Origin of the sequence: Kitasatospora sp. NPDC001539, from assembly GCF_040298565.1 — a bacterium.
Lineage (GTDB): Bacteria > Actinomycetota > Actinomycetes > Streptomycetales > Streptomycetaceae > Kitasatospora.
The window spans coordinates 1-7,291 of the sequence record NZ_JBEPAK010000308.1 but is presented as its reverse complement, the minus strand read 5'-3'; the positions used below and the strand labels follow the sequence as shown (position 1 = coordinate 7,291).

10 protein-coding genes are annotated in these 7,291 nt (G+C 70.5%); all 10 read right to left on the bottom strand.

Features of this window, described 5'->3' with window-relative positions:
* Positions 1 to 82: 82 nt before the first annotated feature.
* Complete coding sequence (locus ABT247_RS30060) at positions 83 to 580, bottom strand: hypothetical protein (protein WP_350748764.1); 498 nt, start codon at positions 578 to 580, stop codon at positions 83 to 85.
* 254 nt (positions 581 to 834) lie between these two features.
* Positions 835 to 1,407, bottom strand: coding sequence for a hypothetical protein (locus ABT247_RS30055; protein WP_350748761.1), 573 nt, complete (start codon positions 1,405 to 1,407; stop codon positions 835 to 837).
* Between the two features lie 56 nt (positions 1,408 to 1,463).
* On the bottom strand, positions 1,464 to 1,745 hold the full coding sequence (locus ABT247_RS30050) for a hypothetical protein (protein ID WP_350748758.1): 282 nt from the start codon (positions 1,743 to 1,745) through the stop codon (positions 1,464 to 1,466).
* A 7-nt stretch (positions 1,746 to 1,752) separates the two neighbouring features.
* The gene (locus ABT247_RS30045; protein ID WP_350748755.1) at positions 1,753 to 3,204 is read right to left on the bottom strand and encodes a WXG100-like domain-containing protein; all 1,452 of its coding nucleotides are present in this window, start codon (positions 3,202 to 3,204) and stop codon (positions 1,753 to 1,755) included.
* Positions 3,205 to 3,234: 30 nt separating this feature from the next.
* Complete coding sequence (locus tag ABT247_RS30040; RefSeq protein ID WP_350748753.1) at positions 3,235 to 3,567, bottom strand: WXG100 family type VII secretion target; 333 nt, start codon at positions 3,565 to 3,567, stop codon at positions 3,235 to 3,237.
* A gap of 95 nt (positions 3,568 to 3,662) precedes the next feature.
* Entirely contained in the window at positions 3,663 to 4,331 is a 669-nt protein-coding gene (locus ABT247_RS30035) for a hypothetical protein (protein WP_350748750.1), read from the bottom strand.
* Positions 4,328 to 5,008 (bottom strand): hypothetical protein, encoded by a 681-nt coding sequence (locus ABT247_RS30030; RefSeq protein ID WP_350748747.1) that lies wholly within the window; start codon positions 5,006 to 5,008, stop codon positions 4,328 to 4,330. The genes ABT247_RS30035 and ABT247_RS30030 overlap by 4 nt, the downstream gene beginning before the upstream one ends.
* A complete protein-coding gene (locus ABT247_RS30025; RefSeq protein WP_350748744.1) occupies positions 4,998 to 6,323 on the bottom strand; it encodes a putative T7SS-secreted protein in 1,326 nt (441 codons plus the stop codon). Before ABT247_RS30025 ends, ABT247_RS30030 begins: the two co-directional genes overlap by 11 nt.
* Entirely contained in the window at positions 6,320 to 6,619 is a 300-nt protein-coding gene (locus tag ABT247_RS30020; protein WP_350748740.1) for a WXG100 family type VII secretion target, read from the bottom strand. The genes ABT247_RS30025 and ABT247_RS30020 overlap by 4 nt, the downstream gene beginning before the upstream one ends.
* Before the next feature lie 129 nt (positions 6,620 to 6,748).
* On the bottom strand, positions 6,749 to 7,240 hold the full coding sequence (locus ABT247_RS30015) for a hypothetical protein (protein ID WP_350748737.1): 492 nt from the start codon (positions 7,238 to 7,240) through the stop codon (positions 6,749 to 6,751).
* Positions 7,241 to 7,291 lie beyond the last annotated feature (51 nt).

Here is a 7,291-nt window from a genome sequence, read left to right as displayed (position 1 = left end):
TCTGTTGGACGCCCCGAGCGCCCCCCGCCCGGGGGCGGCGCCGTCACCGGGCGTCGAGCCCAGCTGGACCTCCGGGGTAGGACTACTGACCTCTGCCGTCTGTCAGCGCGTTGAACTCGGCCCACTTGCGTTCGTCCAGGGCGTCGAGGGCTTCGTCGTCCAGCTCGATGATCGGAGTCGGGGAGAGGTGCATGCGCCAGCTGCCGCGCGGAACCATGATCATGCCGAAGTCGACGAAGCCGTTGGTGAGGCGGAAGCCGGAGCCGCCGCGCTCGTAGAGCCGGAGCAGGGGCTCGAACGGATCCGGCAGCGGCGGCAGTTCCACCCCGGGCGCGCTGGTCAGCGCGGCCCACTGGACGGCGGCCGCGCCGCTGTCCATCGCGTACGACGAGCCTGAGGCCTCGTCGATGAAGCCCTCGATGTCCGCGATCACCGCCGGGTCGGCGCGGATGGCGGGAGCCACGATGGCGGCGAGGTCGAGGAAGGGCCAGTACTGAGTGTCTCCGTAGACGTCGAGCCAGAGCGCGGCCCGCCGGAAGTACTCCTCCATCAGCGCGGCGCGTGAGTAGCTCTTCTCCATGGCCTCAGCAGGAGACCTCCAGTTGATCGCCTTGAGACGGTCAACCACCATCTGCACAGCGCCGGGACTCGCGGAGGGCGTGATCGTTCGTGGAGCGCTCTGCCAGCTCTGCGCGTTGGTGGCCCCGGCGGACCGGGGCCACCAACGGTCAGCCTCAGCCGGCACAGCGCTCTTCCCGGGCGGGCTCACCTCATCGCGGCCACGCGGTTCGTCGCCGTGGTCCTGGTCCCCTGTGTCCCGTCCCGTGGGCAGGGTCAGCTGTGACCGGTCGACTGCCGCTTGCTCTGGTCTGCCCTTGCGTTGAGTGCTGCCCACTTACGTTCGTCCAGTGCGTCGAGGGTTTCGTCGTTCAGCTCGATGACCGGGGTCAGGGAGAGGTGCATGCGCCAGTTGCCGCGCGGAACCATGATCATGCCGAAGTCGACGAAGCCGTTGGCGAAGGCGAATCCGGCGCCACCGCGTTCGTAGAGTCGCAACAAGGGCTCGAACGGGTCCGGAAACGGGGGTAGTTGTACCTCGGGTGCGCTGGTCAGTGCGGCCCAGTGGACGGCGGCCGAGCCGCTGTCCATGGCGTACGACGAGCCGCAGGCCTCGTCGATGAAGTCCTCGACGTCCGCGATGACCGCCGGGTCGGCGCGGATGTCGGGGTTCACGATCTCCGCGAGGTCGAAGAAGGGCCACTGTTGGGGTTCTCCACAGATGTCGACCCAGAGCGCGGCCCGTCGGAAGTACTCCTTCATCAGCGCGGCACGGGAGTATCCCTTCTCGAAGGCCTCGCCAGGCGACTTCCAGCAGACAGCCTTCAGCCGGTCCACCATCGACTGCACGGCGTCGGAACCGAACCGAGGACCTCGACCTTCCGCGTGGGTAGCCGGTCCGGCCATCAGTCGGGTGGCAGGGGGAGTTCCCCCTGGTCGAGGAAGAGATAGGCGTGGAGCTTCTCCAGGTATCCGTACATCTCCTCGTCGGTCTCGAAGTCGATCCAGGTGAGTTCGCAGTACTCGCCCCTGGTCATGTTCCGTTCTGCGATCATCCGCTCGAACCTCTGCTGTACGTCCTCGCACCAACTGGCCGATCGGATGGTTTCCTTGACGCGGGCGAGGGTGCCGTAGGCGACTTCGACGCTGAGGTACATCTGCATGAAGCCGGCGAGTTCGGGGTCCATGGTTTCCTTAGGGATGCTTTCCTCGCGCGGGGTTTGCGTAGGACGTCAGGAGATCGTAGTGGCCGTTCGCGTCCTTCACGTAGATGGCGACGATGTTCCCTCCTTCGAAGTCCACCGGCAGGTACTGGTTCGGGTCCTGCGGGTCCTTGTAGAACCCGGTGAAACGCTTGTGGCCCTCCGGTCCCAGGATGTCCTCGATGGGGACCGGGTCCCTGGGCGCTTCGCCGTGCTCCCGGATGTACTTCCGCATGTACTTGTCCACGGTCACCAGGTCCGCGGGATCGCTGTACCGGGTCGCGTAGGGGCCGCACTTGTGCACGCCGCCGTGGTCGCCGTCGACGGTGGTGCCGGTCAGCGGATCGATGTGGTCCCGTGACTTGACGTGGCCGGCGTTCACCGACGTCGGACCGTAGACCTTGGGGGAGCCGTCCTGGTTGTAGATCGTGGTGCCCAGACGGGTCTTGAGGGCGGCATCCGTGGCCTTGACGTGGCGGCCCGGGGCGTGGCCCTCGCCGCTGAGGGCGGCGATGCGCCTGACGGTGTCGACACCCTTGCCACTGGGCCCGGCCGCACCGCCGACTCCACCGAGGACGATGTCGAGGGGCAGGACCGGGCCGGTCTGGAAGGTGGCGTCGTAGGCGTAGGTGAGCCCGGCGCCGGTGACCATGCGGCCGGGGATCGTGTCTGCGGCGTTGGCCACCTTTCCGGCGGCGGCGAGGGCGACGGAGACGTTGTCCGACACCTCGGCGGCGGTGGAGACGGCCCGGGCACCGGCGCCCAGACCGCTGCCCGCGCCGCCCATGATGCCGCCGGTCTCGGCGGAGTCGACGGCCTCCTGGAAGCTGTAGCCGCCGTCGCCGAAGAACTCCACGCGGATCGGCTGGGCGACGGCGAGGTCGACGGTGATCGCCTCGACCGCGCCGAAGGCGGCGCCGACCAGGACGGTGGCGGCGATGGTGGCGATGGTCTCCGAGACGGTGATGCCCAGGCCCGCGGCGGTGGCGACGATGCTCGCGGCGGCGCCGGCGGCGATGCCCTCGGAGATGCCGGCGGTGAAGAACGCGAGGGCGGTTCCGGCGACGAGGCTGGCGCCGACGATCGCGGCTTCCTCCTCCAGCTTCTTGATCGCCTTGTCGACCTCCGCGGCGAAGTCGCGCAGGGCCTTCGCGAGGCTGCGGCAGCCCTCGGCGGCGTCGGGCAGCCAGCCTTTGCCCTTGCCGGCGCTGTCCTTGCCGCCGTAGTACTGGGCCCAGAAGCGGCCGAACGCGTCGATCGCCGGGCCGTGGTTGTTCGCGACGATCGCCGCGGCGGCCTGGTTGGTGGGCACGGTGACGTTGTCGATGGCGGTGGCCATCGCGTCCCACGCGTCCGCGACCTTGCGCAGCTTGTCCGGGTCCGCGTCCGGCCACCACATGCCGGTGAGCTTGCGGACCGCCTTCGCCGCGGTGGACTCACCCATGCCGGGCTCCCCTCCGGGGGCGGTTCCCGGTCACGGGGTGAAGTTCTTCCTGGCGTGGTTGTCGGCGTCCGTGTGGTTGTCCGCGTGGGCGTGGAGGCCCGTGTTGATGCTGTCGAGCCCTTGGACGAGGACGTCGAGCGCGGACAGCACGTGGTCGTGCGGCGGGTTGTAGGCCGCCGCGAACTCGTTGCCCTGCTTGTCGCTGCCCCAGGGGCTGCCCGCCTCGGCGAGGGCCTTCCTGAGCTTGTCGAGGGCGTCCTTGAGTGCCTTGCTCTGCGCCTCGAAGGTCGGCGCGGCGTCCTTCAGGTCCCCCGGCCTGATCTTGAACTCCGGCCCGCCTGCTTTCGCTCCGTCATCTGCCATCGCGTCATCCCCCATACTGCCTGTTCATCAGGAAGTGTGAAGGACAGGACGACGGGGCGGGCCGACGGGGTTTCAGCGGGGCAAGGTGAGTTGGGTCACGCCCCGGGGGAGTCGAGAGCGGCTGCGGCCGGTTCGGCCGTGGCAGACCGGGGACGGCTGACGGACCAGAGCAGGATGCCGTCGATGACCGCGTTGCACCCGAGGAACGTGAGCATGCCGACGGGGGAGTCCGCCTCACCCGGAAGCTTGGGGGGCACCCGCCCGACCGGGTCCATCCGGACGGTGATCACGTCGCCGGGCTTGAACCGGGCGGAGCTCTGGGAGAGCGGTCCGCCGGGAACCTCGTCGTTCGACTCCGAGGAGGCGAGGGTGTACTCCCGGCCGGTGCCGTGGAGCGAGTTGGCGACCTTTTCGCTGAGGACCACCGCTCTCACCGTGCGGCCCGACTCCAGGATCAGGTTGTTCCAGGCGATGACACCCGACACGTAGGCGGCGAAGCCGAGGAGGGCGATGGCTGCGCCCCATCCGAACTGGCGCTTCTGGAAGGCGGGGTTGCAGTCGGCATCGCGCCGCATGACGAGGGCGAGGAACATGGCCAGCGGGTAGCCGAATCCCACGAGCGTCGCCAGGAACGAGTTGACGTACACGTCCAGTGCCGCGATGCCGATGATCAGGGCGGTGGACAGGGCGATGAGGGCGATTGCGCCGCCCAGGCGGCGTGGCCCGCTGCGCGGACCCTGGTGGCCGTCGGCGGTCGCCGTCATCCGAAGGCCTTCCGGATGTTGTCCCACTGCTCGGGCGGCAGGTCGTCGAGGCTCTCGTCCCGGGGCGGGTGGAAGGAGATGCCCCGGAAGGCGGTGGCGAGCAGGGGGAGCCACTCGGACCAGTAGTCGATGTCCTCGGTGGTGAAGACGGCGGCCACCACATGGGGGCTCCACGGGTGGGGGATCAGCAGTTCGAGCTGGCGCACGGTGCTGACGGTGGGCTCGGGCACGCCCCACACCGCGCCGGGCACCGGGACGGCCAGTTCCCGGGCGGCGAGGGCGGCGCGTCCGACGGGCAGCTCCACCACGCCGACGTCGGCGTCCGGCCAGGCCTCGGCCAGGTCCTCGGCGACGCGGGCGGGGTAGCTGTCGCGCGGGCCGAGTTCCTCCGGGCGGACGAACACGGCGAGCATGCCGTGGATGGGCTCGCCGTCCTCGGCGCGCACCAGGCAGCTGGCGACGTGGGCAACGCCCTCGCGCAGTTGGGCCTGCAGCGCGGTCTCGGCGGCGATCACGGCGCCGAGCTTATGCTCGGGGCGGACGTCGGGGAAGGCTGCGTCCAGGGTCGAGGCGGTGCGGGCCATCCGGTCGCCCAGGTCCTCGTCCAGGTCGACCGCGGTGAAGCCCGGGGGCAGGGTGAGCCAGAGCGGCGGGGCGGGGGTGGTCTCAACGTCCATAGCCGGCCGCCCATCCGCCCAGGCCGAGCAGGTTGCCGACGGTGGACACGGTGCCGACGATGGCGTTGGCCTTGCCGCCGCCGGCGGCGAGGCCGCCCGATCCGATGACGTTGTTGGCGCCGGTGGTGTAGTTGACCGCGCTGGTGAGCCCGTTGCTCGGGTTGTCCTGGGTGAGGGCGTACGCGGTCGGGGCGTTGAGTCCGGCGGTGGTGACGGCCTGGACGCCGTCGGAGAGGTCCATCGCGGCGGACTTGGAGAGTCCGAGTTTGACGGCGGGCTTCTCGATGGCGTTGGTGAACAGCGGGTTGGCCGGGTCGACCCCGCGGGCCGCGGCGCGGACCTCGGTCGCGCCGGCGCTCACGACGCCGCGCACGCCCGCACCGGCGGCGCCGGCCTCCCGGGCGGCGGTGACGCCCTTGGCGGCGACTCCCACGCCGGGAATGGCGCCCAGCACGTCACCGCCTAGGGTCAGCCAGTTGCCGATGTTCTTCTGCGGCGGCCACAGCTGGCCCTTGACGGCGTACTGGGTCGCGTGGGCACCCGCGGCCGCCGCGCTGAGCAGGATCGCCGGCAGGGCGAAGGCCGGGAAGAAGATCGCCGCGACGCCGCAGACGCCCGCCGCCACCGTCAGCAGGTCCGCGCCGTGGTTCTTCAGCCAGTTGCCGACCTTGCTGAGCCAGCCGGGCTCCGGCGGGGCCTTGCTGTCGGCGGCCTTGCGGATGGCGGTGGCGGTCTTGTGGGCGTCGGCCTTGTGGTTCTCGGCGAGTTCGTGGGCCTGGTTCTGGAGGCCGGTGAGGGTGGAGGTGGCGCTGCTGACGAGTTTGGCGGCCTGGTCGAGGTGGTTCCTGGCGGCGTTGTAGCGCTTCTCGGCGGCGGCGAGGGACGCGTCGTCGGGGAAGCTCTTGCCGGCCAGTTCGAGGTCGGGGGCGGCGGCCGCGGTGCGGTGGGCCTGTTCGGCCCGTTCCTTGTCCTGCAGGGCGGTGAGCGCCGCGCGGGCCAACTCGACGGCCTTGGGCTGGTGTTCGTTCAGCGTCTGGTACCAGGTGTCGAGGGCCTGGTAGGCGGCGGTGATCGAGTCGGCGGCGTCCTGGAGGTAGCCGGGGAGCTTGCCGAACTGGCCGGCGAAGGCCTTGGCGGCGTCGCCGGTCCACTCGCCCTGGTTGGCGGAGATCTGGGAGAGCGTGGTGTGGACGCCGGTGAGGTGCTGGGACACCCGTCGCAGGCTCGCGCTGAGGCCGGACACGGCGCCTGGGTCGCCGGGCGCGGGGTTGAAGCCGAGGCCGGACCAGTCGGGCTGGGGCTTGGGGTCGGTCATGACTGCCCCGCAGCCGGGCTGAGGGCCTTGACGATGGACTGCTCGGTGCCGTCGTAGGACTGCGCGACCTTGCCGAGGCCGTCGTCGAGGACCTTGACGCACTCGCGGACCTTCTTGAGGCCGTACTCCCACTTCTCCTGGAAGTGCTTGCCGGCCTCCTCCAGGAAGTCGAAGCCGAGCCCGTCGCGGCTCGCCTCCTTGAGTGCCTTCAGCCCTTGGTCGAGTTCGTCGCCGCAGCCCCTGAGGTCGTTGGCCAGCTTGGCCAGGAGCTCCGGGCTGACCGTGAAGTCGGCCATCATCTCCCCCGATGCGTCGGTTGTCGGACCGGCCGAGCATAACGCCGGTCGCCGGATGGGTGATCGGTGGTGCGGTGCTTCCGCGGGACGCGTACGGAATCCTGGCGGCGGGAGGCCCCCGCGGTGGGTTCAGCGGCGCCAGAAGCGGCGCTTCTTCGGGGCGGTGAGCTCCGCCACGGCGGCGACGAAGAGTTCGGCGACCGGGGAGGGGCCGGGGCCGTGGTTGAGGTGGCTCTCGGTGGTCCATTCGCCGAGGACGGTGCCGACGCTGCCGTCGAAGGGGTTGAGGGCGTGTTCGAGGGTCAGGTAGCGGACGGCCTTGGCGCCCCGGGGGTGGACGGCGGCGGCGAAGTGGGCCTCGGTGGCGCCGACCGGCGCGGGGAGGGTGACCAGCAGCATCGTGTGGTCGTCGGTGGCGAGGTGGCGGCAGTCGAGCCCGCGGCTGGGCAGCCGGTCCTCGGGCGGGAGGCTCTGGCCGAGGTCGTCCCAGATGCCGGTGAGGACGGGCAGCAGGCTGCCGCCGTCCGGCGCCGGGGTGGTCACCCGCGGGCCGAACTCCAGTACCTGGCGGGGGAGCACGCGGTGGACGAAGCGGTAGTGATGGGGTCTGGGATCCGTCATGGGGAACACGGTAGCGAACCGGCCGGAGTGGGAAGTCGGTGGATCCGACTT

What these genes read in the sequence shown, in the direction of transcription:
- ABT247_RS30060 (WP_350748764.1), bottom strand. Translation starts at nt 580, where the DNA reads ATGGAGAAGAGCTACTCACGCGCCGCGCTGATGGAGGAGTACTTCCGG.
- ABT247_RS30050 (WP_350748758.1), bottom strand. Translation starts at nt 1,745, where the DNA reads ATGGACCCCGAACTCGCCGGCTTCATGCAGATGTACCTCAGCGTCGAA.
- ABT247_RS30045 (WP_350748755.1), bottom strand. Translation starts at nt 3,204, where the DNA reads ATGGGTGAGTCCACCGCGGCGAAGGCGGTCCGCAAGCTCACCGGCATG.
- ABT247_RS30040 (WP_350748753.1), bottom strand. Translation starts at nt 3,567, where the DNA reads ATGGCAGATGACGGAGCGAAAGCAGGCGGGCCGGAGTTCAAGATCAGG.
- ABT247_RS30035 (WP_350748750.1), bottom strand. Translation starts at nt 4,331, where the DNA reads ATGACGGCGACCGCCGACGGCCACCAGGGTCCGCGCAGCGGGCCACGC.
- ABT247_RS30030 (WP_350748747.1), bottom strand. Translation starts at nt 5,008, where the DNA reads ATGGACGTTGAGACCACCCCCGCCCCGCCGCTCTGGCTCACCCTGCCC.
- ABT247_RS30025 (WP_350748744.1), bottom strand. Translation starts at nt 6,323, where the DNA reads ATGACCGACCCCAAGCCCCAGCCCGACTGGTCCGGCCTCGGCTTCAAC.
- ABT247_RS30020 (WP_350748740.1), bottom strand. Translation starts at nt 6,619, where the DNA reads ATGGCCGACTTCACGGTCAGCCCGGAGCTCCTGGCCAAGCTGGCCAAC.
- ABT247_RS30015 (WP_350748737.1), bottom strand. Translation starts at nt 7,240, where the DNA reads ATGACGGATCCCAGACCCCATCACTACCGCTTCGTCCACCGCGTGCTC.